The following is a 23,818-nucleotide window of genomic DNA, read 5'->3' as shown; positions in this document are numbered from 1 at the left end:
GAAACCGCGTCTACACAAACGAAGTCCGCCTGCGCGGACTAAAGAATTAACGGGGTATTTAAGGCAGATTGTTTTTATAACTACGTTTAAATCCCAGTCTGAAAAACCTCTCTGTCAACTGTCAATTGTCAATTGTTTTTCGGTTTGGTGCGCCACCAAGTGATGCTGGCCGCTAAAAGGGCGATCGCAAAACTCAAGGCAAAGGAAAATAGAAAGGGATGCAACTGCATTAAAACAGGAATTTTATAGTTTTGGACTGTCTGGAATACTTCGTCTGTGCCGCTTGATGCTGCGATGCCTCCGGCTGCTAAACCAACGCCGATCGCCTGTACTGTGCTTTGTAGGCGATCGTCCCGATTTTTCTCTCCTAGTTCGCTCTTGCGGAGTTCGATTTGGTTGGTGCGATCGCTCCTGGCTTGTTCTATTTCTACTATGCCGCGTATTGAGGCGATCGCCTGGTCGATTAAGTTTGTGCCGTGGCGGAAATATCCTAAGTCTCCGGCAATTTGCGATCGCATATAACGAGCCGTTTTTCTACTGAAGTTATTTAATATTGATAGTTCTTCCTTATCGATTCCTAGTATATCACAAATTTTCGACAAAATGTCAATGTAATTGTTAAGATGTATGGCAATTGTATTGTCATAATCTTCGAGTTTCCGCAGCAGGCGAGTATAAGTTACTGCTTTGCTGAAGAGTTGCTTTAACTGTTCCTGAAATTCCTGCAATTGGGGGGGAGTTAATACAGTTCCTCTGGAAAATTGCTGCTGCAATATCTCCATGTTTTTCTCAATGGTGCGGTATTCGCGATCGAGTTCATGGTAAATCTGGCGGCTGTCTTGAAAAGCTTTGATAATTTTGTTGCGGTGAAATAGTAGGTCGAGTATTTCTTCCTGGCAAGTGTTAAAATCCTTATCGGTTTGTTTGTCGGCAAGCAGCCAGACAAGCAGGTGGCGGTAATTCGCAATATCGCTAATTGCACCGTATTCAAAAATCGGACTACCGAACAGTTTACTCGATCGGTAAAATACAGGTGGTGAGTCGCCTTGGAATAAAGCATTGCGACATTTATCGGCAAGGGGTTTGAGGGAATCTAAATTATCCGGTGAGTTTTCGGGAAGCCACGCGGTAATCAGGAGAGTTTGACCTAAAAAGTTATCATCGCCACTGATGAGTAAGGCTCGATTTGGATTGAATTGCTGGATTAGATCGACATCTACATTATCAGCGGTGCCGTCTTCCGGGCAACCTATATTTAAGCAGAAAGCATAGCTGTCTTGAATTTGTAGCGGTTGGGCAAAACCTTCTACGGGCGGATTGCTGTTAAATCTTAGTACAACAGTTGGTAACAAATCCTCGCGGTAGCTGTGGGATTTTTGCGGGAAAACTAGATCGGGTGTTACCGCTTCATTGGTGAAGTTGGCGAGGATTTTGTCGCAGTGTTTCCACAGAGGATTATTGCTGCCCTTACTGTCATTGTACAGTTGGAAAGCGTATAAATAGACATTGGGGGCAGAAATTTTGTCACTCATGTTATTGGCGCGGTGGCTATGAATTGGGAATGCGTTTTTTAAGGTTTTCGGGCAACTGTGGATAGCGGTTTGAGAGTTTTGGTTCTTGTCCTTCTTTTTTGGTGGCTTCTGGTTTTAGTTTTCTATCTTTAACCAAGTTTCTGATCTCATCCGTAATCTTAGGATATTTTTTACACCAATCGCTAATAACCACCGCTACTTCCTGATTAGATTTATCCGCCATCTTGGATATCTTCTTATCAAGATCATCTAAAGCCTCAACCGCGTTCCACAGTTCAAATAATTCGGGTTTATTTTCAAAGACTTGCAGGAATCCGTTAATGAATTTTTCGTCTTTTGTCATTACCACTTCTTCATTTGTCATTGTTATTTACTCCTGTTATTGTCCCACTGCACAAAAAGCCGCCCAAAAGTGAGGGGCTTCGTAAGGCTGATAATCGTCGTCGTAACCGTAGGCGAAGCTATCTTGAATCGTGGTTTTATGTTCGCGACTCAGCAACTGCGACGCTTCCACCCATTCTAGCAAACCTTTGACAGTCACACTCCGCAGCCACAACTGAGACTCCCGCAAAGCTACAGCAACAGCAGGCTGAGTTTCCCCACGAAAAAGTTCGTAAAATTTGATGGTTAAAATCGCTGTAGATACATCATTCACCGCCCACAATGTGCTGAGTACACTCGTCGCCCCAGCATAGAAAAAACCGCTAGTCAATCCGATATACTCATCTGTGGTATTCCTGGCATCGGTTAACCCAGTTTCACAGGCAGAAAGGGCTACTAAACGGCACTTACTTAACTCCAAATCGAAGATTTCTGTCAGAGTCAGGCATTCTACGATGTCGTAGTTTTCGCCTCGCCGGGAACGGATATAACGCTTTTCGTCGGAGGGAACCCCCCCCAGCCCCCCCTTGCTAAGGGGGGGAGTTTCTTTACCTTCTGTCTCCCCCCTTAGCAAGGGGAAATCCTCTCCTGTCTCCCCCCTTACCAAGGGGGGATTAAGGGGGGTTACTTTCGCGCCGGCTAGGATTAATGCGGATTTTTCGGGATTGAGAAAGTCGAAGAAGCCGTGACAGGAAAAGTGGGCGATGTCGGCATTTTGCAAGCTGGCAATTTGTTGTTGCAATCCTGCTTTGCTGGCGTTTTGCCGACTCAATATTTCGGCGGGATTGAAGGATTTGGCAATGGCTTCGACTTCGATGTCGGTGAAGTCTAAATCTTCTGTGGGGTTTTGGATGGCAAAAAATTTGCTGGGTAATGTGTCTTCGGCTGTCAGATTTACCCGCTGAGATAATTGCAATAGTTGGCAACTGGGAGTGTATCTCACGCCGCCTGGGAAAAGTTCGAGAAGACATCCAGTTTCTACGGTTTTGTCGGCTTTTTGTCGGCTGCTGGTGAGGGCGTGTAGGGGGAATAGGTGCAAGTATCGGAAGGGAACTAAGATTAATTTTTGGCAGTTTTCGGGGAGGCGAGAAATTATTTCGTCGATGTGCAGAATCTCGGCTAATTTTTCCAGGCGGCTGTCTAGTTGGTTTTTCCAGTTGTCGTATTTTTCCTCGTCTTTGATGTCATCGAGATATTCCTGTTGTAACTCTTGTAATGCTTGCAAGTCTTGAGAGGAAGATTGCCAGATATCCGGTTGAGGAGAGTCGCGGGTGACAATGAAAACTTTAAAGCCGTTGTCGGTAATGTACCATTCTAAAATTGCTTCGTTTTCAGCTAACAGGCTACGAATTTCTGCAAAACTAATCCGCTGTACTTGGCTGGGGAGGCTGCGGGCTTTGTGAAACAATTCTACGAGGTTTCGGGTTTTGCTGCGTTCGATGTATTCTAGGGCGGCGGTGGAGTTTTCCATTTCTAGGCAAACTTCTACGATTGATTGATACAGTTTATTCCATTCTTCAGCCAATTTCTGTCTGTCTGCTTCGCCGCCGATAATGATTTCACTCCGCATTAATTCGACTGTCTCGATGGCAGAGTTAAAGGTATTGTAGGCTTCTGGGAGTTGGGAATTATTCTGGTAGGTAACTCCGAGATTATATAAAGTCTGAGCATTATCTATAGGAAATGCGTCGCGGGTGCGAACTTCCAAGGATGCCTCAAAAGCTGCGATCGCCAATTCCAGATTCTCGGCTTTTTCCCCTCTGATTCTGTAGAGGTACGCACCCGCCAAATTATTTTGACACGTTGCCCATTCAAAGGGAAATGCGTCGCGAGTCCAAACTTCCAAGGATGCCTTATAAGCTGCGATCGCCAATTCCAGATTCTCGGCTTTTCCCCCTCTGATTCTGTTGTGGTAAGCACTCGCCAAATTATTTTGACTCCTTGCCCACTCAAAGGGAAATGCGTCGCGGGTGTAAACTTCCAAGGATGCCTCATAAGCTGCGATCGCCAATTCCAGATTCTCGGCTTTTTCCCCTCTGATTCTGTAGAGGTACGCACCCGCCAAATTATTTTGACTCCTTGCCCAGTCTTCGGGAAATGCGTCGCGAGTCCAAACTTCCAAGGATGCCTCTAAAGCTGCGATCGCCAATTCCAGATTCTCGGCTTTTTCCCCTCTGATTCTGTAGAGGTACGCACTCGCCAGACTGTTTTGACACGTTGCCCATTCAAAGGGAAATGCGTCGCGAGTCCAAACTTCCAAGGATGCCTCACAAGCTGCGATCGCCAGTTCCAAATTCTCAGCTTTTTCCCCTCTGATTCTGTCACTGTAGGCATTCCCCAAATTATTTTGAGTCATTGCCCATTGTTGGGGAAAAGCCTCACGGGTGCGAACTTCCAAAGATGCCTTATAAGCCGCGATCGCCAGTTCCAAATTCTCAGCTTTTTCCCCTCTGATTCTGTAGAGGTAGGCCATCCCCAAATTATTTTGACTCCTTGCCCATTCAAAGGGAAATGCGTCGCGAGTCCAAACTTCCAAGGATGCCTCATAAGCTGCGATCGCCAATTCCAGATTCTCGGCTTTTCCCCCTCTGATTCTGTAGAGGTAGGCCATCCCCAAATTATTTTGACTCCTTGCCCAGTCTTCTGGAAATGCGTCGCGGGTGCGAACTTCCAAGGATGCCTCATAAGCTGCGATCGCCAATTCCAGATTCTCGGCTTTTCCCCCTCTGATTCTGTCTTGGTAAGAACTCCCCAAATTATTTTGAAACTTTGCCCACTTTTCCGAGTAAGCTTCGCGGGTGACAACAGTTAATGCTATCTCCAGACAAGCAATACCAACCTCTAAATTACTTGCCCGACTGCCTTGACGCAAATTGTAAAAAGTGAAATTTAAGCGGGGTAAAATATTAGCAAGATTGTATGCTTCTTCTGCATCCAAGGTTGCCAGAGTTTCAGTTGCCCACTCTCGCAAATATTGAGCAAAACCATCATCTATTAATTCTAGGTTAGCTTGCAGAATCTCGATTTCTTCCTCGCTGGGACAGGTGAGGAGAGAATCAATCAGATTTTGATAGGCTTGGCGGCGCGCTTCGTTCATTGCTTACAACCCATGTTTTTAACATTTTACATTCTTTGTCGGGGAAAAACAAGGGGGAAACCCGACTTGCTGAATCGTTTGGAGTCGTTGGAGTGTGCGTCATAATTAGCATTGGTATTTAGGATAACGGCAGAGTTCCAATCAGATTTTGAGCTAATTCGAGAAATTCTTCAGCACAGTTAATTTGTTCCGCAGCTTGCTCGACAGTGACAGTATCAATTCCTCCGTAATCTCCGCTATTTCGCAAATCTTGAGCATCAATTAAAAATCTGTGAAATTCAGCAGGAACTCTTCCTGTACGAGCAAATTCTCGACCAAAAGCTCCAATTACTGCGGAATGTTTAGAAAAAGACATTCCTTCACCATCTAAAAATGCCTCAGCAATGTAAAACATAGCATAATAAGCGCGAGCAGCGGCATAGCCGGGAAAACCATTATCTAGCAATAATCTTGCCGCACTGATGCTTTCGCGAGATTTCTGGATTAATTCTAATTGTTCGGGTTTCATAAAGCTATTCCCTCTTTACGAATGTTCCTCAATAAAGGGCCGTTGTAGTGCGCGAACCGATTTTCATCCATAAACAAACAGCTAATCACTTCATCATTTTGGAGAGACAAGTCAGCCCGGATATGGCTGATTCTTTTGATTTCTTCGCCGGGATTAACTTCCCCTTTGAGAACTACCAAAACATCAATATCTGAGTCGGGATGTGCGTCGCCGCGCGCTTGGGAACCGTAGAGTACCATTTGGGTGAGACGATCGCCATAAAGTTGCTCGAAGTGCGATCGCAATTGAGTTAGGATGGTCTTGAGTTTATCGTTGATTTTCATATTTGCGATCGATGTTATGTATTTAGTATAGACATAAGCTCGGCGGTTTAAACCGCCGTCTCAAAATAGCTAATGACTAATTACAAATCTGTCATTAACCTTGCCTTCCGCAAAACAAATGTTAAAACAGTTTCTTGACCGGTAATAATATCGGCTCTTCCTTCCATTCCTGACTGAATTGCATATTGACGAGGCTCATTTGCTTGGGGAGTTCCAAATGCTTGATTACTGGTAGATTCGAGTCTGGTTAGATAAGTTTTATCCGGTTTAATGGCAACTTCGTAATAAGCTGTACCTAAATTATTATTGGAATTTTGAGAGGCGATCGCATCTGGGGCAATTTCGCTGACAGTGCCTTTCAATGTGCCGTAGTCGGGGAAGGGAAGGGCGGAAATTCTCATTTGTACGGGTTGGCCAATTTGGATGCGGGCGATGTCTTGGGATGTTACTTTGGCTTTGACTATCAGGGGTACGTCGCTGGGGACGATTTGGGCGATCGCACTTCCGGCTTGCACAGTTTGGCCAGGATGTTGTAATTCTACTTTGAGAATTGTACCGTCTGCTGGGGATCTGACAACGCTATATTTGAGTTTTAATTCAACTTGATTTAGTTCTTTTTGAGCTTGAATCAATTGCTGTTGAATTGACGAGCGTTTCACCAGCAAAACCCGCCGACTTCTGCCTAATCGTTCAGCTACATCGGGCAGGGATGTTGCTAATTTTACCAGAGCTGATTCCACTAATTTATCTACTGCGGAACTTTCATTTTGGATACTCTGAAATTGGGCGCTAGCTAAAATTTGATTCTCCAATTCCCGCAATTGGCGATTGATTTCATCGGCTGCTGTCTGAGACTGAGTGACAGTTTCTTGGAATTGCTTTTTTTGACTATCTAACCGGGATGCGTCCACAACGGCGATCGCATCTCCTTGTTTCACCACCTGATTTTCAGTAACTGCAATGCTTTCGACGGTGCCCTCTGTTGTCGCTTGTACAACGCGGACTTCTCCGGCGGGGCGGACGATCGCATCTGCTTTAACTGTAGCACTGTATTTGGTGACGCTAGCAAGGGCGATCGCACCTCCAAATGTAGCCACCATCAAAATTCCCCCCAAACTTGTCCAGCGGCTGACAGGGGGCAAAAATTGGTCGTTCTCAAAGGTTTCAACGGATGGGGATTCGGGAAGAGGAGACATGGCGACAACAGGGTAAGAAGAGGGAAGATGGAAGATGGAAGATGGAAAAGGGAAGAAATTTATGCGATCGCCTGATTAGCCCTAACGATTTCAGCAATTAATCATGTCCTAACCACGGTTCGGGTTGCTCTAAAAATTCCACATGGTGGCTAACTCGAAAAATCCTTATTTCTTTGAGCGCATTTATTTTTAACTTTCCGGATAGCCCAGATACATTTAGAAGTCTCAATCAAAATTCGTAGGCTACAGCCAAAAATCCGCACAGATTCCCTGAATGAGCATCCCAACTTCGCTCCCCGATCGAGACTGGTAAAAAAACCGGGTTCTATTTTCATTACACGTAAGTATTGAATAGTCACCGAATCTTTGACTGAGATCGATCTCTCTGAGACAGAGGGACGAAAAAGTCTTGACTGCAAATTTTTTATTAATTACATTCCCAAGGAGTTCATTATGTTTGAAAATCAACAACACTCACTGTTTACTGAACTAACAGATGCCGAATCAGCTACTGTCAGCGGTGGCAATATGAGCAGCGGTGTCAGCGATCTTGACAGCAATAGCGATGCCAGCAATAGCAATGCTGATGATATCAATAGCTTCTTTTTTGTACCAGATGTCAGTCAACTTTATATGTACGATCCGAGTCGGCAGCGTCCGTATAAAACCATCGTGGTTTAGAAAAATAAGTCTAGGGGCTTAGTTGGGAAAATTTATCCGTAATATTCCGGAGATCCACCTGCTTTTAAGAAACATAGATCAGTATTTAAACGAAGCTAGAAAGTTTATCAAGTTTCTAGCTTGTGTCCAATTTGAGCGCATAAAACGGAGTCTATCATGAAAGAAACTAAAGACACCTCACTAGAGGGCTCACTGTTTACTGACATCACCCCAGAAGCATCTGCCAGTGTCAACGGGGCTCATCGTTATCGTTATGTCAGCCGTCGTAGCAACTGCGATAACTACAGCTACAATCCCTACTTCGATGGTCGCCCAGTTCATGGCTACGTACACAATGTGTCCTATCGTCGCTACTACGACTGGTAACTGACTGTGAGAACTTCAGAAATTTTGGTGTAAAAATTCAGAAATTCCAATTTAAACGATGCTCTAGAATTTAGCTGAAATTTCTAATTATTGTCCAATTTTATCAGCTTAAAAGGAGTTTATCATGCAAGCAACTAAAGAGAGCTCACTGTTTACTGAAATCACTGCTGAAGAATCTGCTAGTGTCAACGGTGGTTACTATGGCTGTTACCGTCCCCGTCGTCACATTGTATACCGCCGTAATCGTAACGGTACTTTCAGAGCAGTAGTTCGCTACTGGTAAATTTGAGGTCGGTTAATTCAGCTTTATAACTGTGAATCGAGGAAGTACCCATAACATTATGGGTGCTTTTTTCTGATTGAGTATCCGGCGATGTGTAATCTGTTTTAGGCTCTGGTGATGACAATAAATTGTCAAAAAATGTTGTGATTTTTCCAGAGAATACCATCTCCGAAAAAGTCAATAATTTATGAAATATCAGGTTGTTCTCCAGCATAGTGAAGAAGATTGTGGAGCTGCTTGCTTGGCTTCCATCGCTAAATTTTATGGTCAAAATTTAACTATTAGTCGCTTGCGAGAATTCGTCGGTACCGGTCAACAAGGGACGACTTTACTGGGCTTAAAACAAGGAGCTGAGGCGATCGGCTTTAATGCTCGATCGGTACGAGCAGCATCTACCATTTTAGACAAGCTGGATGATGCCCCTCTACCTGCTATTATTCACTGGAAAGGTTATCACTGGGTAGTTTTGTATGGAAAGCAGGGCAAAAAATATGCGATCGCCGATCCAGGAGTCGGCATTCGCTATGTTTCCAAAGAGGAATTAGCCACGGCTTGGACAGATTGGTTGTGCTTGCTGGTGGAACCAGATCCAGAGCGGTTTTTTGCCCAAGGAGAGAGTCAAGCATCCGCAAGTTCTCTACAGAGATGGATGCGACGCATTGGGATTTACCGCTCGATTTTGATGGAAGCATTTTTGCTAAATATAGTCTTAGGTTTGCTGTCAATTTCTTCGCCTTTTCTCGTGCAAATTCTCACCGATGATATTTTGGTGCGAGGCGATACGCAACTTTTGGCTAGTGTGGCGATCGCCGTTATAGTCATGAACCTATTTAGCAGCAGTTTAGGACTCGTGCAGTCGAACTTAATTGCTCAGTTTTCCCAGCGATTAGAATTGGGATTCGTGATGGAATTCGGGCGCAAACTACTACGTTTACCTCTGAGCTTTTACGAAAGTAGACGCAGTGGCGAAGTCATCGGTAGATTAAAAGATATTCAAGAAATAAATCAATTAGTTTCTCAAGTAGCCATCAGCTTACCCAGTCAATTTTTTATAGCAATAGTTTCTTTTAGCTTCATGCTTTTTTACAGCAAAGAACTCACACTAGCCGCTACACTGATTGCGTGTTTGATGACTGCTTCTACTATAATATTTCTGCCTGCATTGCAGCAAAAAACACGCAACTTACTTGTACTAGAATCCGAAACGCAAGGGATGTTAGTAGAAACTTTTAAAGGGGCGTTGACCGTCAAAACTACTAGCAGCAGCCAACAACTTTGGGAAGAATTGCAAACACGCTTTGGTCGTTTAGCTAATCTTACTTTTCGGACTACCCAAATTGGGATATTAAATAATATATTTTCGGGTTTTGTTGCCTCGGCGGGGAGCATTACTATCCTGTGGCTGGGGAGCGGCTTAGTGATTGAAAAAGTCTTGAGTATCGGTCAATTACTAGCCTTTATCAGCATGAATCAAAATGTGACAAACTTAGTAAACTCAGTGGTAGGATTTAGTGACGAAATGACTCGCGTCCAGACAGCAACTCAGCGGCTATCGGAGGTGATAGACGCTGAACCGGAAAGCAAAAGCGATCGGAATAAACCTTTTGTACAAATTCAAAACCGGGACGATATTGTTTGTAAGAATGTTAAGTTTCACTATCCAGGTAGACTGGATTTGCTCGAAAATTTTTCGGTTACGTTTCCTGGTGGTCAATCCATCGCTTTAATTGGCTATTCCGGCTGTGGCAAGAGTACCCTAGCTAAAGTAATTGCTGGTTTGTATCCGCTGCAATCTGGTAATATTAGAATTGGTGATTATAATTTACAGGATTTGTCTCTTGACAGTCTCAGACAGCAGGTAGTTTTGGTTCCTCAAGAAGCACATTTTTGGAGTCGATCGATTCTGGAGAATTTCCGTTTAGGCTATCCAGAAATTAGCTTTGAACAAATTGTTAAAGTTTGTAAAATTGCTGGGGCGGATGAATTTATCAGTCAATTACCAGATAAGTACCAAACGGTTTTAGGGGAATTTGGAGCGAATATTTCTGGTGGACAAAGGCAAAGATTGGCGATCGCCCGTGCAATTCTCAACAATCCACCCGTATTGATTTTAGACGAATCTACCGCCGGCTTAGATCCGGCCAGTGAAGCGGAAGTTTTAGAACAGTTGTTGATGTACCGACACGGAAAAACTACGATTTTTATCAGTCACAGGCCGAGGGTGATCGATCGCGCTGATTGGATTATTATGTTAGAACGGGGGAAGTTGAAAGTGCAAGGATCTGCTGCCAGATTGCGATCGATTCCCGGAGATCATTTAGAGTTTTTGCATCCTTGAGCGAGTTAGAACTTATTAGAGATCTCCAATAACCAAACAAGAGGTTATGCTGCGGATAAGTTCATTTCAAGAGTTGCCCAAAAAGCGGAGTTCATTTTGAAGCCAATCATTGCAAAACGATCGGAACGCACTCCTTCGGTTCGTTGGGCGCTGGCAAGCCTTTCCCTATCCATGTTGATGCCCTCGCTTGATACCAGCATCGCCAATGCTGGCTTGCCAACCTTGGCCCAAGCGTTCACCGCCTCCTTCCAGTCAGTCCAGTGGATCGTCCTCGCTTATCTCCTTGCCATCACTACCCTGATCGTCAGCGTCGGACGACTCGGTGACATCATGGGCCGCCGACGGCTGTTACTGGTCGGAATCTGTCTGTTCACGGTGGCCTCGCTCCTGTGTGGCGTCGCGCCCACGCTCTGGCTGCTGATTGCCGCCCGCGCAGCCCAGGGCCTCGGAGCGGCAATCATGATGGCTCTCACCGTTGCCCTGGTCGGTGAGATAGTACCAAAAGAAAAGACCGGTAGCGCGATGGGGCTGCTGGGAACGATGTCCGCGATCGGTACCACTCTGGGTCCATCGCTCGGCGGTCTGCTGATCGCCGGATTCGGTTGGCGGACAATCTTCCTCGTCAACGTGCCGCTGGGTATCCTGAATTTTCTGCTCGCGTATCGCTACCTGCCTGTCGATCGTCGGGGGCCGAAGAGCGATCGTCGGGGCAGCTTCGACCATGTGGGCACGCTGCTGCTGGCTCTGACGCTCGCAGCTTATGCGCTGGCTATGACGATCGGGCGCGGTAGTTTTGGTCCGCTCAACATGGCTCTGCTGTTGGCAGCCGTCTTTGGAGTCGGCCTCTTTGTGCTCGCCGAGGCGAAAGCCGCATCACCTTTGATCCCATTGGCGATGTTCCGCAATCCAGTGCTGAGTGCGAGCCTCGTCATGAGCACCCTCGTCTCGACGGTGATGATGGCTACCCTGGTGGTCGGGCCGTTCTATCTCTCACGGGGGCTGGGGCTGGAAACGGCTCTTGTTGGACTCGTCTTATCGGTCGGCCCGCTTGTGGCCGCGCTGACTGGCGTGCCGGCCGGCCGCATTGTGGACCGCTTTGGGGCGCAACGCATGACCATCATTGGGCTCGTCGGAATAGCGATCGGCTCTTCCGTTCTATCCATGATGCCGACGAGGTTCGGCATTCCCGGCTACATCGCCCCCATCGTCATCATTACCGCCAACTATGCACTGTTCCAAGCGGCAAACAACACCGCGATCATGATGGATATCAGCCCGGACCAGCGGGGCGTTATTTCCGGTATGCTCAGCCTATCGCGTAATCTTGGGCTGATCACCGGTGCATCCGCTATGGGCGCAGTATTCGCGATCGCATCGGCGACGATCGACATCACGACGGCGCGCCCCGATGCCGTTGCCACCGGCTTGCGGATCACGTTCGCAGTCGCAGCAATTCTGATCGTCGTTGCGATCGCGATCGCGATTGGGGCTTACCGCCACACATTACGCAATCGGTAATTATTCCACAAGCAAAGTTGCTGGCGGACAAGCGCGATTAGAGATTGCGGTTGCATCAGAATGATCTCGTTATATATTCCCGACCAAAATTCTGCACTTCTCGCAACACAGTCAGATCCGTTTCTGTTTTTCGTAGTTCAATCCACTGATTCAACTGGTCAACGTTCACCATAGGAAAAGCACGGCTATTAAGTGCATCGGTGTACTGCCCATCCTGAAACAATTGAATGCTCAATTTATGCCGCCGATACAACCAGATTTCGGGAACTTTCATTGCCAGATAGATAGACATTTTGCTGGCTGAAGAACTGGCAATATCTACTTCCAACGCCAAATCGGGGGCAAGACTTTCAGAAGCCTTTGTCTCCATCCCTTGCCCTGGTGTGGCATTTTGGATGTAGAAACAGGTATCGGGTTCAATGCCGCGATCGATAGTTTCACGATTCAGGGTGGTTGAACCAAAATCATTTGCCTCCATCCCCAACTCCATTGCCAGCATTGTAATGATTTTTGCCAGCAACCGATTGACGATTTCGTGAAGTTCTCCTGGCATTCTGATCTCCAATACTCCCTGGTTATAGGCAATGCGAGTTGAGCGATTATCTCCCAAGTCTTGCAGCAACGCTTCATAGGTTTTCCAGGTTAGCCCTGAAATGATCATGGCACTACCAGGAGTCAACTTAATTTGATTGATTGGTGTCGCGATCGCTGCGCTCATGGGTTAACTCTCTAGCGAATAGTAATTCGGTTTCTCAATTACTCGTATTATAGCGGTTCGGGCTGTGTATTTAGATTTCACAGCGCGATAATCGTAAGGTGCATCGCCATCAATAATCTCTCAGTAAAATCGCAAATCTGGCAGCGACGCACCCTACAAAATATCGTCAGGTGCGTCGCTATCAATAATCTCTCAGTAAAATCGCAAATCTGGCAGCGAAATCGCATTTTATAGCAACCGCCAAGGTGGTTAAGGCATTTATGCGATCGCTCAGGGAGCGGAGTCGAAGGGTTCAACGACCTTCTTCGCCTTGGCGGTTGCTATATCATTCCTCCTCAATTTCAATCTCCACTGCCTCTAACTCAGCTTCTAACTGCTCAACAGTCGGCAAACTCCCCTGTAACTGTTCCGGCAAAGCCTCCCGCAATTGATAAGTCGAAACCCCGATCGGCTTATTCAGATCCCGCAAAGCATATTCCACAATCTTCTGCTTTTTATTCTTACATAAAATTATCCCAATAGTTGGCATATCATCCCGGTGTTTCAGCAAATCATCCACAGCCGAAACGTAAAAACTCATCTTCCCTGAAAACTCTGGTTTAAAGGCTTCTACCTTCAAATCAATTACCACAAAACAGCGCAAATGTAAGTGATAAAATAACAAATCAATATAAAAATCTTCCCCTTCCACCTCCAGGTGATACTGACTACCGACAAAAGCAAAACCCACTCCCAACTCTAGCAAAAAGTCGCGAATGCGATCGATTAGAGCTTTCTCTAATTCTCGCTCTTGTGCTTCTTGGCTTAAACTGATAAAGTCAAAATTATAAGGATCTTTCAACAGTTGCTGCGCTAATTCTGATTGAGGGTTAGGCAGAGTCCGAGAGAAGTTTGTATCAGCTTTCCCTTGTCGCCGATACAGCCCGGTTTCTATTTGATGAACTAATACATTTCGACTCCATCCTTGCTCGATAGTCTGGCGAATGTACCACTCACGCTCAACGGGATCTTTAACAGCATCCAGAATGCGGAGATTATGGCCCCAAGGAATTTGTGCAACAACCTGTTGCACAAATTGCTCATCCGGGTAAGCTTCCGCAAAACTCCTCATATATTTGAGATTGCGAGGTGAAAAACCCTTCATCTCAGGAAAAGCTGTTCGCAAGTCAGTAGCTAAATTATCTATAACTTTTGTTCCCCATCCTTGCTGCTGCTGGCGGTTTAAAATATCCCGTCCAATTTGCCAGTAAAGCAACACTAATTCGCGGTTAACAGAAAGTATAGCCCGCACTTGAGCTTGTAAAATACGTCCCTTAAGTTCCCGCAGAAAATCATGATAATCTTCTGGAATTGATAAGTTATTTGCCATATCTTAATCCCCACAGATTTTGCCTAATCATCGTCTGTAATATCAAATTTGCTAGCATCATCCTGGTAAAATCCAGTCAACGGTGAACTGTCAACTGTCAACCGTCAACCGTTAACTGTCTTCTTCCGTAGTTAATGCACCCTACAAACTAGGGCGATCGCCTCTTGATTTTCTAGCACCAAACCATACTCCAAACCTTCAACCACCGCCTGACAAGAAGCATCCAAAATATTACCAGAAACCCCAACCGTCGTCCAGCGATCTTGACCATTACTAAACTCAACCAACACGCGAGTTTTAGCAGAAGTTCCCGCACCACCGTCGAGAATCCGCACCTTGTAGTCTGTTAGGTAAAAATGTGCGATCGCCGGATAGAAATTAACCAAAGCTTTCCGCAAAGCCGTATCCAAAGCTGAAACCGGGCCGTTTCCTTCCGCAGCTTCCAAAATATTTGTGCCATTTACCGACAATTTCACCGTCGCTAAAGCCGCACAATCTTCGCCTACCTTATCGCAGTGAACTTGAAATCCCTGAATTGTAAACCATGGCTGACGCTTTCCCAAAGCTTCTCGCATTAACAATTCAAAACTCGCCTCAGCAGCCTCAAATTGATAGCCCTGACTTTCCAATTTTTTCAATCTTTCCAGAATTTGACGACAAGCCGGATCTTGGCGATCGAGTTCAATCCCAAAAGTTCTAGCCTTGGCTAAAACATTACTCAAACCCGATTGATCCGATATCACAATTCGGCGAATATTACCGACTTTTTGCGGTTCCAAGTGTTCGTAAGTTAAGGGATTTTTCTCGACAGCCGATACGTGAATTCCGCCCTTATGAGCAAAGGCTGAAAGCCCCACAAAAGGAGCGTGGTCATCGGGAGCTAAATTGACAATTTCACTAACCGATCGACTAACTTGAGTTAATTTGATTAATTGCTCATCTTGAATACAATCATAACCCAACTTAAGCTGAAAATTAGGAATCAAAGAACACAAATTAGCATTGCCACAGCGTTCGCCATAGCCATTAATAGTTCCCTGTACCATCTTCACTCCTTCCTGCACAGCAGCCAAAGCATTAGCCACCGCAACCCCCGAATCATTATGAGTGTGAATCCCTAACTGTAAAGACGAGTTAGAATCGATACTTAAAACCTCTGAAACCTCTCGCACAACCTGACTAATTTCGTGAGGCAAAGTACCGCCGTTGGTATCGCAAAGCACCAGCCATTCAGCACCAGCTTGGGCCGCCGCCCTCAATGTTTGAATAGCATAATCTCGATTGTGTTTATAGCCATCAAACCAGTGTTCAGCATCATAAATAACCCGCCTTCCCTGACTCCGCAAATATTCAATGGTATCTGCAATCATCGCCAAATTTTCATCTAGTGTCGTCTTCAACCCTTCAATGACGTGCAAATCCCAAGACTTGCCAAACAGTGTTACCCAACGAGTACCAGCCGACAAAATAGCCTGCAACATTTCATCATTAGCCGCAGCCCTTCCCGGTCTCCTAGTCGAACAAAAAGCCACAACTTCTGCTTGAGTTAAAGGCTGTTCTTTCAGTCGCCAAAAAAATTGTACGTCTTTAGGATTAGCCCCTGGCCAGCCACCTTCGATAAAAGGAATTCCTAAACTGTCTAACTGACGAGCAATTTGTAGTTTGTCTTCCAGAGATAGGGAGAGTCCCTCGCACTGGGCACCGTCTCGCAGCGTGGTATCGTAGATCCAGAGCCGATTTGTCATGGGGAATTAGAAATTTCAATTTGGTAATATATGAATTATCATATTAGATGAAATTCTGGGAAATAAATGCGATAATATATAGGAAAATTAACATAGATTTAATTGGGGTGAATTGCTGTGGTTAAAGTACAAGCACAAGGAAAAACTTTTGAGTGCGATCGGGGAGCCAATCTCCGTGAAGTTTTGCTCGAGAACGGCATCGATCTCTACAACGGCAATGCCAAAATCATCAATTGTCACGGTCTCGGTACTTGTGGCACCTGTGCCGTCACCATCGAGGGCGAAGTTTCCGAACCCCAGTGGCGCGAAAAAACCAGACTTTCCCTCCCTCCCCATTCTCCCACATCCAACCGCCGTCTGTCTTGCCAAACTCAAGTTTTAGGGGATATTAAGGTAACAAAATATGACGGTTTTTGGGGTCAAGGTTCTGAAACAGTCTGGAAACCAACCGCCTAGATTGTTGATTTAAAAACGCAGATAAGTGAAGGACACCTAAAAAGATAAAATACCCAGAGCCCTGACAATTTCTGCGAAGTCAGGGTTCTGAAACAAGATAGTTGTACGTTGAATGAGGTCAAAAGGGCAAAAAAGTCCATAGAAAATTCTATGAATGTATCTCAAGATATTCTGATTATTGGTGGCGGAATTATCGGTCTTTCCCTAGCAGTTGAACTGAAATTGCGAGGGGTCTCTGTGAGTGTAGTCGATCGAGATTTCAAACAAGCAGCCGCACGCGCCGCAGCGGGAATGCTGGCACCTCAAGCGGAAAAAATCCCTCCCAGTCCGATGCTGGATTTGTGTTTGCAAAGTCGCGCCTTGTATTCTACCTGGGTCGATCGGCTAGAAGAGATTACCGGATTGAAAACGGGATATTGGCGATCGGGAATTCTCGCACCAGTTTGTCAAGGTGATTGGGAAGACAAGTCATCTTTACCAAATCTGAATGCTCAATGGCTGGATGCAGATACTATTCGCCAACACCAGTGGGGATTGGGTGAAGAAGTAGTTGGCGGTTGGTGGTATCCTGACGATGCTCAAGTTGATAATCGCGCTTTGTTTAGGACGCTTCAATTTACTATTAAAAAATTGGGAATCGAAGTTATTCAAGACAATTCTGTCGAAATTATTCGGGAAGCAAATAGAGTTGTTGGTGTGGAAACAACGGCGGAAAAATTAAAAGCTGACCGTTATGTTTTGGCAACAGGTGCTTGGTCTGAGACATTATTGGATATTCCTGTTTATCCCAGAAAGGGGCAAATGCTGTCTGTGTGCGTCCCGGAAAGTTACGAAGTGATTCAGCCGCTGCAAACCGTTTTATTCGGAACAGGTATTTATATTGTGCCGCGTCAAGATGGTAGGATTATTATTGGCGCGACTAGCGAAAATGTAGATTTTACTCCGGGAAATACGCCGACGGGAATTAAAAATTTGCTAGCCGGAGCTATTAAGTTATATTCAGAATTGCAAAATTATCCGATTCTGGAGTTTTGGTGGGGTTTTCGGCCAGCTACCCCTGATGAATTGCCAATTTTAGGTGCTAGTGCTTGGGAAAATTTAACCCTAGCGACGGGGCATTATCGCAATGGTATTTTGTTGGCTCCTGTGACGGCGAAATTGTTGGCTGATTTGATTGAAAATGGGAAGTCTGACCCGTTGTTGGCGGCTTTTCATTATTCCAGGTTTATGAAAAATCAGATGACACACAATCACCTAAAAAGTTAACTCTTTCAGGACTTATGCTATCGATATACCTATAGCGTTTTGTAGGGGCAATCCCACGCCTGGTTGCCACGCTTACCTGGGCATAATGCGTCCAGGACTGTCTTTAATAGTTCCAACCTTTACACCTATGATTTCATACCTAATATCATTCACCTGGGGTATTTGTCTGCTACTATCCATCATCGGCTGGGGAAAAGTCCTCAACCACATCCTGTTTCCCCAGCAGCGAATTGACTGGGGACAAAAAGCCGCTTGGGGTCTAGCCTTGAGCCTTATCGTTGGCGGTGTATTAAATGCAACTTGGAATATCTCGCCCACCACAATTTTAATCTTTTTAGGTTTGGGACTTATTTGTGGTTTAGTAGATTTAGTAAATCACAGACAATCAATTGCCAGTAATTTATCACAGCTATTTCAAGAAATTCGCCAAGATAAAATCATCCTAGCAGGCATTGCCACAGTCAGTCTACTGATGTTAATCCAATACGCCGGATGGGTTTCTACAGGTAGAGTCAACTTAGCCAACATGGTTTATGCTGACGGGTTTAATACCAGCGATGACTACCACGCTTACTTGGTATTTCCCCACAAAATGCTGCAACTCGGTTCGATGGGTCCAGACCCTTTTAGCGAAAGAAGAATAGTATCTTTGGGGGGACAGTCATTTCTCCATACTTTCATCCTCAGCGTACTTTCAGACATTAATTTAAACATCATAGACCCTGGTTTAGCACTGATAATTACTGTGGGACTAATTATTGGATTTTTTTCCAAAAATCCAGTTTCGACTAGACGAGTAGTCTTTACAGTTTTATTTGTATTATTGATTGCCGTGCCCAAGGCAAATACTACAAGTGTGATGCTGCCTGTAGCTTTATTTTTAAGTTTGTTTAGAACCCTTGACAGCCCCGAAATAGACCGCAACTATTGGGTAGGAAATGCTTGTATTATCGCTTTAATCTCCGCCGCACTTTGTACTTTAAAATCTTCTCTAATTCCCGCCTCAGCCCTTGTCTTTGCAGTTAGCTACCTTGGCTATTTTCTGAACACAAATACCAAACTAAAAGTTGTATGGGAATTTGGGCTGGCGACAGTATTAGTGGGAATATTTCTCCTACCTTGGATGATTTCTTTGTATCAATCTTCTGGCACTTTACTGTATCCTATTTTGGGAAAAGGCTATCACGCCTCCGCCTACGGCATTACTTTCAAATCAGCTTCTACACTCTTGGGAACTGTTAAAACAGCCCTCGCAGCATTCAGAGGTATTTACGTTTTTGTAGTGATATTGCTCGGCTGTTTGAGCTTAAGTATCCGACCTCTTAAATTTGCTAATTTACCCGCAGAATCTTCATTTTCTTTCCGCCAAGCACCTTTATCTATGACAATTGCAGCACTATTGGCAACAGTTGCTGTAGGCGTAGTTACCGAAAATGCCGACCCTTTTCGCTATTCATTTTCTCACTTGTTCCCGGCAATTATCATATTAATTATGGTCGCGATGACTGATACGGGGGCTGTCAATAAAAATGCGGTTCCTAACTTTTTTATTGCTGCTGTATTTTGTGCAGGTTTGGCAATCAGCTACGATTGGGATATCACTAAAAATACTTATTCATCTTATGTGAAAAATATTAAATTTGGACTGACGAATCCATCGTTAATTTCAGCTAAGCAAAAGTTACAGTATGCCGCACTGCAAGAGTCTATTCCACAGGGAACTACAGTTTTAACCAGACTAGATACACCTTTTCTCCTCGATTTTAAACGCAATCAAATTTTCATCGCTGACTGGCCAGGAGGAGCGAGTTTGCCTCCGGGAATGCCTGTTTTCAAAGGGGGTGAAGCTTTAGCAAATTATTTAGTTTCACAGTCTATTAGATACATAGCTTATTCGTCTTGGAGTCTGAATCATCCTGCTGATGTAGACACTTCAGAACCGGGATTGTCCTCTTGGTTTCGACTGCAATCACAACTGTCTCACGACTTTCGGGATAACGTTCAACAACTTGCAAAAACTAGAAAAAAGGTTTATGCAGACGGAGAAAATTTTGTGCTGGATTTGGGAGTTCAGCGTAAGTAGCAACTATTTAGATGACATAAAAAAGGAGATTAGATATCAAACCCAGCAGCCGAAAGTGTCTGGTAGAAACTTCAGCATCTGCTGGTAGCATCTTTAATACCTCTTTTTCGGATAAAAGGTTGAGATTTTGCTCTTTGGCGAAAAAGTGTTGACCGAGCAATTTCAACAAAGCTCGAAACCAGGAGGGTGGAAGCCAGTGAATTAAAGGAACAGCGGTGTGAAATTCTATGGGATACCAGCGGTTGGGAGTGGTGATGCAGCAAGTTTTGCCGACGCGGCAAAGTTCTCGAACAAAAGCTGTTTGCTGTTGGCGGTTGCCGACGTGTTCAATTACGGCAAAACTTACGACTAAATCAAAGCTTTTGTCTGGAAATGGCAAGCTTAATCCGTCAGAACGGACATATTTTAAACCGGGATATTCTTCTTCTAAAAATGCGGCATCTTCCATGCCGACAGCGGTGATTTTGTGCGGGTATGGATAGAGTTTTTCAAAGAAATTGCAGTCTTGGCGACGGTCGGAAGTTACTCCTACATCCAGCACATTTGTGTCGGCATTTGGATTGGCTAATGCCATCAGTAAATCAAACATTTTTTGGCGGGCGTACCAAGATAATTTAGTTGCGAAACCGCCTAGCTTGGGGCCAATATACTCGCTGGATTTGTCTTTGGTTACTGTCATATAGATTTAAAGTTTGGGATGCAATGATATCAAGTAAGGTTCACTTAGATATTGCACTGTCAATCAAGGATTTACTCCTAGGTGGGGGTAGGTTTATTTAACTGCTATTAGTTGAGTTTATTGGCGAACCAGCCCCGGAGTGGGTTATTGATATTGGTGCAAGATATCAGGTTAATCGGCGGGAGTAAAAATGTTGGCAGTAAGTTTGATTTTATTACCTGCGCTTTAAGCCTAGTACGCTTAGAAAAAAGCTCGACAGAACCATCTGTAAACCTACAGTCAGGCAAGTGAGGGAGGGAATCACCAAACGCAAAGTTTTGGAAGGGTTAAGGATGCCGAAAGTAGTTTCGCTCCAAATAGTTAAGGAGAATATCGAGCCAACTATTCCAATTAATATGAGCGTGACTCCGACAATCAATCCTGTCTCTAGGGTGACATAGCGAAATATTTTATTTAGTTTGGGGTCTTCGGGCAGTAGTTTTTCGCTGATGGCGAAAACTTTGGTGAAGAAGGCGAAGGTGACAGCTTGAAAACCGACGATAATTGCGATCGCAGCATACAGCAGCGTGTGCACATCAAAGCTAATACTGCCAATCTTTTGAGTACCGGGTAATAGCCAGAGGCCCACAATTAAACCCAAAATCATCAGCGCAGCACCCGGATACAAAAACAGCCAGCGGGGACTGTAAAGCAGCAAAAATCGCAGGTGTCGCCAGCCATCTCGCCAAGTTCGCAGATGTGGCCGACGGCTGCGGCCGTCAGGAGAGAGTACGGTGGGAACTTCAGCGATTCGTAGTTTGTACAGAGAGGCTTTGACTACCATTTCGCTAGCAAATTCCATCCCTGTTGTTTGCAAGTCCAGCTTTAAAATTGCATCTCTTCTGAAACCCCGCAGCCCACAGTGAAAGTCGCCGGCAGGACTTGAGAAAAATAGCCGCCCAACCCACGTCAGCACCGGATTTCCTAAGTATTTGTGCAGCGGTGGCATTGCACCCGGTTTGATGCCCCCTTGAAAGCGGTTTCCCATGACTAAATCCCAGCCACCTCGCAATTTTTCGACAAAAGCACCGAGGTTGGAAAAGTCGTAACTGTCGTCAGCATCGCCCATAATGATATAGACTCCGCGTGCTGCGACGATCCCTCCCATGAGGGCGCTACCGTAGCCTTTGGCTGGTACTGGGACGACTCTGGCTCCCATTTTGGTGGCGATTTCTTGAGAGCCGTCAGTGCTGCCGTTGTCTGCTATGATGACCTCGCCAGCAATATTCAGTTCGCCCAGAGACTTCTGTGCCTTCTCTATGCAGATTTCTAGTGTTTCTGCCTCGTTCAGGCAGGGCATGAGTATCGATAATTCGAGAGTGTATTCCCCGGTTGCCTTGGTCTGTTCTGCCATATGTTTGTTTCACTCTTACTCGCGAGCGATAATACTTATTTTTCCCGTATCTCTGCTTAAATTATGGGTTGGCAACCCAATTAAAAACAACTTAATAAAATCTGTTAAGGATGTTTTTTCATACAATTATCGCGCTGTAGTATAGGTGGGTAAATTCATGAATAGAAGTGTTTTTCTAGTTTTGCTTGCTGCTATTTTTTGTGGCGTTCTCGGTCAATTTAGCCTGAAAGCAGGAGCTAAAATATTAGGGCCCATTGGTGCTGCTAATTTATTTGAAAAAATTCTAGCAATGGCTACTCAGCCTCTGATAGTAGGGGGTCTTGGTTTGTATGCTTTTTCTTCTATAGGGTTTATTGTTGTACTTTCTCGCGCCCACCTTAGCATAGTCTCGCCTTTACTGTCAATTAGCTACTTGTTTACTGTCTTAGGAGGGAAAATTATCTTTAACGAGCCTTTACCACCGTTGCGATTGGTAGGCATCGGGTTAATTATGACGGGAGTAATTTTTGTACTCCGAGGTCAAGCTGGAGGGGCGACAGGAGGAAGTTAGTCTATGTCTAATTTTGGGGATGCTGTTCACAGAGATCTATTATTGCGCGATCGCAGGGCAATTCTGGCCACCATGCACCAAAAAGAACGGGTGATGGCTCCGATTTTGGAGCGGGAATTAGGCGTCAAAATCCTCGTACCTGCGGATTTAGACACAGACTCCTTTGGCACTTTTACCAGAGAAGTTAAACGCTTAGGAACTCAAATAGAAGCGGTGCGATTAAAAGCAGCAACTGCTCTGGATATTGCCGGGGAAACTCTGGCCTTCGCCAGCGAAGGTAGCTTCGGCCCTCATCCGGCCATGCCCTATCTGCCTGCTAATCGAGAAATTGTGATTTTATTAGATAGAGAACACAATCTCGAACTGATTGGCGAATCTTTATCAGTGGAAACTAACTACAGTCATCAGTTAGTTTCCACTGTAGAAGAAGCGCAAGTTTTTGCTAACAGAGTTGGATTTCCCCAACACGCTCTGGTGGTTGTAGCTGGTGATGTGGCTACAGGTAAGGGCGAAATTGTCAAGGGAATAGTTACAGAAAAAGATTTGGTTGATGCTGTTAGCGCTGGTATCAACAAATCAGCCAGTGGTAAAGTTCATGTCGAAACAGATATGCGGGCGATGTACAATCCAACTCGGATGGAAAATATCGCAAAAGCCACTCTTGATTTAGTCAAAAAAGTTTACCAGTTCTGCCCGGAGTGCCGTTGGCCTGGATTTGATTGTGTAGAAAATAAAATAGGGTTGCCCTGCGGACTGTGCTATTTTCCGACTCACCTAGTGCGATCGACAATTTATCAATGCAAAGCTTGCGGTTATCGTCAAGAAAAACTATTTCCAGAGGGCAGAGAAACTGCCGATCCGGCCCAGTGCCAATATTGTAACCCCTGAACAAACCAGATGTTAAACCTCAGAAATAATATCAATTCGAGCTGCACTCAGACATGATTTTTGACTGTTACAACCGGAATTGATATAACTGATGATTTAAAAAAAGACAAAACAAAAAGCGCCCCTATTTCTAGGAGCGCTTTTTGTTTATCTCAAGCTAAAAATTAACCGTTGATAGAAGGAGCAACCAAAGCAACTGGTGTGGTTTCACCAGCAGCCAAGTCGAGTGGGAAGTTGTGAGCGTTGCGCTCGTGCATTACTTCCATACCCAAGTTAGCGCGGTTGATAACATCAGCCCAGGTGTTGATGACACGACCTTGAGAGTCGATAATCGATTGGTTGAAGTTGAAACCGTTCAAGTTGAAAGCCATGGTGGAGATACCTAGTGCTGTGAACCAGATACCGACAACTGGCCATGCACCTAACAAGAAGTGCAAAGAACGGCTGT

At 45.0% G+C, this 23,818-nt stretch carries 21 protein-coding genes and 1 pseudogene; 10 read left to right on the top strand and 12 right to left on the bottom strand.

Going from position 1 to position 23,818, the window contains the following annotated elements:
- Positions 1–128 precede the first annotated feature (128 nt).
- The 6 genes from ACBR23_RS21395 to ACBR23_RS21370 all read right to left on the bottom strand — a co-directional run bounded on the left by ACBR23_RS21395 (position 129) and on the right by ACBR23_RS21370 (position 7,037).
- On the bottom strand, positions 129–1,532 hold the full coding sequence (locus ACBR23_RS21395; protein WP_371120392.1) for a hypothetical protein: 1,404 nt from the start codon (positions 1,530–1,532) through the stop codon (positions 129–131).
- A gap of 16 nt (positions 1,533–1,548) precedes the next feature.
- Entirely contained in the window at positions 1,549–1,896 is a 348-nt protein-coding gene (locus ACBR23_RS21390; protein WP_371120393.1) for a hypothetical protein, read from the bottom strand.
- A 15-nt stretch (positions 1,897–1,911) separates the two neighbouring features.
- Positions 1,912–5,010 carry a CHAT domain-containing protein gene (locus tag ACBR23_RS21385; protein WP_371120394.1) on the bottom strand — a complete coding sequence of 1,033 codons (3,099 nt, stop codon included), beginning with the start codon at positions 5,008–5,010 and terminating at the stop codon, positions 1,912–1,914.
- 118 nt (positions 5,011–5,128) lie between these two features.
- Positions 5,129–5,518 carry a HEPN domain-containing protein gene (locus ACBR23_RS21380; RefSeq protein ID WP_371120395.1) on the bottom strand — a complete coding sequence of 130 codons (390 nt, stop codon included), beginning with the start codon at positions 5,516–5,518 and terminating at the stop codon, positions 5,129–5,131.
- On the bottom strand, positions 5,515–5,841 hold the full coding sequence (locus ACBR23_RS21375) for a nucleotidyltransferase domain-containing protein (RefSeq protein WP_371117234.1): 327 nt from the start codon (positions 5,839–5,841) through the stop codon (positions 5,515–5,517). The genes ACBR23_RS21380 and ACBR23_RS21375 overlap by 4 nt, the downstream gene beginning before the upstream one ends.
- A gap of 80 nt (positions 5,842–5,921) precedes the next feature.
- A complete protein-coding gene (locus ACBR23_RS21370) occupies positions 5,922–7,037 on the bottom strand; it encodes an HlyD family secretion protein (RefSeq protein WP_371120396.1) in 1,116 nt (371 codons plus the stop codon).
- Between the two features lie 453 nt (positions 7,038–7,490).
- On the opposite strand from ACBR23_RS21370, the gene ACBR23_RS21365 reads away from it, so the two are divergent.
- The 5 genes from ACBR23_RS21365 (at position 7,491) to ACBR23_RS21345 (ending at position 12,223) form a co-directional block, all read left to right on the top strand.
- Positions 7,491–7,718, top strand: coding sequence for a secretion protein HlyD (locus tag ACBR23_RS21365; RefSeq protein WP_371117229.1), 228 nt, complete (start codon positions 7,491–7,493; stop codon positions 7,716–7,718).
- A 156-nt stretch (positions 7,719–7,874) separates the two neighbouring features.
- The gene (locus tag ACBR23_RS21360) at positions 7,875–8,084 is read left to right on the top strand and encodes a hypothetical protein (RefSeq protein ID WP_340520634.1); all 210 of its coding nucleotides are present in this window, start codon (positions 7,875–7,877) and stop codon (positions 8,082–8,084) included.
- A gap of 124 nt (positions 8,085–8,208) precedes the next feature.
- Positions 8,209–8,367, top strand: a complete 159-nt coding sequence (locus ACBR23_RS21355; RefSeq protein ID WP_340520636.1) for a hypothetical protein — start codon at positions 8,209–8,211, stop codon at positions 8,365–8,367.
- A gap of 187 nt (positions 8,368–8,554) precedes the next feature.
- On the top strand, positions 8,555–10,705 hold the full coding sequence (locus tag ACBR23_RS21350) for a peptidase domain-containing ABC transporter (protein ID WP_371120397.1): 2,151 nt from the start codon (positions 8,555–8,557) through the stop codon (positions 10,703–10,705).
- Positions 10,706–10,801: 96 nt separating this feature from the next.
- Entirely contained in the window at positions 10,802–12,223 is a 1,422-nt protein-coding gene (locus tag ACBR23_RS21345; RefSeq protein WP_371117227.1) for an MFS transporter, read from the top strand.
- A 55-nt stretch (positions 12,224–12,278) separates the two neighbouring features.
- On the opposite strand, the gene ACBR23_RS21340 is transcribed toward ACBR23_RS21345, so the two are convergent.
- The 3 genes from ACBR23_RS21340 to cimA form a co-directional block, all read right to left on the bottom strand.
- Entirely contained in the window at positions 12,279–12,941 is a 663-nt protein-coding gene (locus ACBR23_RS21340) for a Uma2 family endonuclease (protein ID WP_371117226.1), read from the bottom strand.
- A 325-nt stretch (positions 12,942–13,266) separates the two neighbouring features.
- Positions 13,267–14,310, bottom strand: a complete 1,044-nt coding sequence (locus tag ACBR23_RS21335) for a YhcG family protein (RefSeq protein WP_371117225.1) — start codon at positions 14,308–14,310, stop codon at positions 13,267–13,269.
- Between the two features lie 131 nt (positions 14,311–14,441).
- On the bottom strand, positions 14,442–16,055 hold the full coding sequence (gene cimA, locus ACBR23_RS21330; protein ID WP_371120398.1) for a citramalate synthase: 1,614 nt from the start codon (positions 16,053–16,055) through the stop codon (positions 14,442–14,444).
- Between the two features lie 117 nt (positions 16,056–16,172).
- On the opposite strand from cimA, the gene ACBR23_RS21325 reads away from it, so the two are divergent.
- The 3 genes from ACBR23_RS21325 to ACBR23_RS21315 all read left to right on the top strand — a co-directional run bounded on the left by ACBR23_RS21325 (position 16,173) and on the right by ACBR23_RS21315 (position 19,860).
- The gene (locus ACBR23_RS21325; RefSeq protein WP_341735033.1) at positions 16,173–16,511 is read left to right on the top strand and encodes a 2Fe-2S iron-sulfur cluster-binding protein; all 339 of its coding nucleotides are present in this window, start codon (positions 16,173–16,175) and stop codon (positions 16,509–16,511) included.
- Positions 16,512–16,661: 150 nt separating this feature from the next.
- Positions 16,662–17,777: a glycine oxidase ThiO gene (gene thiO, locus ACBR23_RS21320; protein ID WP_371120399.1), complete on the top strand. Its 1,116-nt coding sequence runs from the start codon at positions 16,662–16,664 to the stop codon at positions 17,775–17,777.
- Between the two features lie 127 nt (positions 17,778–17,904).
- On the top strand, positions 17,905–19,860 hold the full coding sequence (locus ACBR23_RS21315; RefSeq protein WP_371117222.1) for a hypothetical protein: 1,956 nt from the start codon (positions 17,905–17,907) through the stop codon (positions 19,858–19,860).
- A gap of 7 nt (positions 19,861–19,867) precedes the next feature.
- Here ACBR23_RS21315 and ACBR23_RS21310 read toward each other — a convergent pair whose 3' ends face one another.
- Positions 19,868–20,539 (bottom strand): class I SAM-dependent methyltransferase, encoded by a 672-nt coding sequence (locus tag ACBR23_RS21310; protein ID WP_341737988.1) that lies wholly within the window; start codon positions 20,537–20,539, stop codon positions 19,868–19,870.
- A 214-nt stretch (positions 20,540–20,753) separates the two neighbouring features.
- Positions 20,754–21,932 (bottom strand): glycosyltransferase family 2 protein, encoded by a 1,179-nt coding sequence (locus tag ACBR23_RS21305; RefSeq protein ID WP_371117221.1) that lies wholly within the window; start codon positions 21,930–21,932, stop codon positions 20,754–20,756.
- Positions 21,933–22,089: 157 nt separating this feature from the next.
- Between ACBR23_RS21305 and ACBR23_RS21300 the strand changes: the two genes are divergently transcribed.
- Positions 22,090–22,482, top strand: coding sequence for a transporter (locus tag ACBR23_RS21300; RefSeq protein WP_341737986.1), 393 nt, complete (start codon positions 22,090–22,092; stop codon positions 22,480–22,482).
- A 3-nt stretch (positions 22,483–22,485) separates the two neighbouring features.
- Positions 22,486–23,370, top strand: a complete 885-nt coding sequence (locus ACBR23_RS21295) for a DUF6671 family protein (RefSeq protein ID WP_371120400.1) — start codon at positions 22,486–22,488, stop codon at positions 23,368–23,370.
- Positions 23,371–23,534: 164 nt separating this feature from the next.
- Here ACBR23_RS21295 and ACBR23_RS21290 read toward each other — a convergent pair.
- Positions 23,535–23,818: pseudogene (locus ACBR23_RS21290) on the bottom strand (photosystem II q(b) protein); the annotation flags it as partial.

Origin of the sequence: Microcoleus sp., from assembly GCF_041354475.1 — a bacterium.
Taxonomy (GTDB): domain Bacteria; phylum Cyanobacteriota; class Cyanobacteriia; order Cyanobacteriales; family Microcoleaceae; genus Microcoleus.
The sequence above is the reverse complement of the archived record's forward strand: the minus strand, read 5'-3'. Positions and strand labels throughout refer to the sequence as shown.

Excerpts from the sequence above, each read along its gene's own strand:
- thiO (WP_371120399.1), top strand. The coding sequence starts at position 16,662 with ATGAATGTATCTCAAGATATTCTGATTATTGGTGGCGGAATTATCGGT.
- ACBR23_RS21310 (WP_341737988.1), bottom strand. The coding sequence starts at position 20,539 with ATGACAGTAACCAAAGACAAATCCAGCGAGTATATTGGCCCCAAGCTA.
- ACBR23_RS21365 (WP_371117229.1), top strand. The coding sequence starts at position 7,491 with ATGTTTGAAAATCAACAACACTCACTGTTTACTGAACTAACAGATGCC.
- ACBR23_RS21335 (WP_371117225.1), bottom strand. The coding sequence starts at position 14,310 with ATGGCAAATAACTTATCAATTCCAGAAGATTATCATGATTTTCTGCGG.
- ACBR23_RS21315 (WP_371117222.1), top strand. The coding sequence starts at position 17,905 with ATGATTTCATACCTAATATCATTCACCTGGGGTATTTGTCTGCTACTA.
- ACBR23_RS21390 (WP_371120393.1), bottom strand. The coding sequence starts at position 1,896 with ATGACAAATGAAGAAGTGGTAATGACAAAAGACGAAAAATTCATTAAC.
- ACBR23_RS21295 (WP_371120400.1), top strand. The coding sequence starts at position 22,486 with ATGTCTAATTTTGGGGATGCTGTTCACAGAGATCTATTATTGCGCGAT.
- ACBR23_RS21355 (WP_340520636.1), top strand. The coding sequence starts at position 8,209 with ATGCAAGCAACTAAAGAGAGCTCACTGTTTACTGAAATCACTGCTGAA.
- ACBR23_RS21300 (WP_341737986.1), top strand. The coding sequence starts at position 22,090 with ATGAATAGAAGTGTTTTTCTAGTTTTGCTTGCTGCTATTTTTTGTGGC.
- ACBR23_RS21395 (WP_371120392.1), bottom strand. The coding sequence starts at position 1,532 with ATGAGTGACAAAATTTCTGCCCCCAATGTCTATTTATACGCTTTCCAA.
- ACBR23_RS21380 (WP_371120395.1), bottom strand. The coding sequence starts at position 5,518 with ATGAAACCCGAACAATTAGAATTAATCCAGAAATCTCGCGAAAGCATC.
- cimA (WP_371120398.1), bottom strand. The coding sequence starts at position 16,055 with ATGACAAATCGGCTCTGGATCTACGATACCACGCTGCGAGACGGTGCC.
- ACBR23_RS21375 (WP_371117234.1), bottom strand. The coding sequence starts at position 5,841 with ATGAAAATCAACGATAAACTCAAGACCATCCTAACTCAATTGCGATCG.
- ACBR23_RS21385 (WP_371120394.1), bottom strand. The coding sequence starts at position 5,010 with ATGAACGAAGCGCGCCGCCAAGCCTATCAAAATCTGATTGATTCTCTC.
- ACBR23_RS21305 (WP_371117221.1), bottom strand. The coding sequence starts at position 21,932 with ATGGCAGAACAGACCAAGGCAACCGGGGAATACACTCTCGAATTATCG.
- ACBR23_RS21350 (WP_371120397.1), top strand. The coding sequence starts at position 8,555 with ATGAAATATCAGGTTGTTCTCCAGCATAGTGAAGAAGATTGTGGAGCT.
- ACBR23_RS21370 (WP_371120396.1), bottom strand. The coding sequence starts at position 7,037 with ATGTCTCCTCTTCCCGAATCCCCATCCGTTGAAACCTTTGAGAACGAC.
- ACBR23_RS21360 (WP_340520634.1), top strand. The coding sequence starts at position 7,875 with ATGAAAGAAACTAAAGACACCTCACTAGAGGGCTCACTGTTTACTGAC.
- ACBR23_RS21340 (WP_371117226.1), bottom strand. The coding sequence starts at position 12,941 with ATGAGCGCAGCGATCGCGACACCAATCAATCAAATTAAGTTGACTCCT.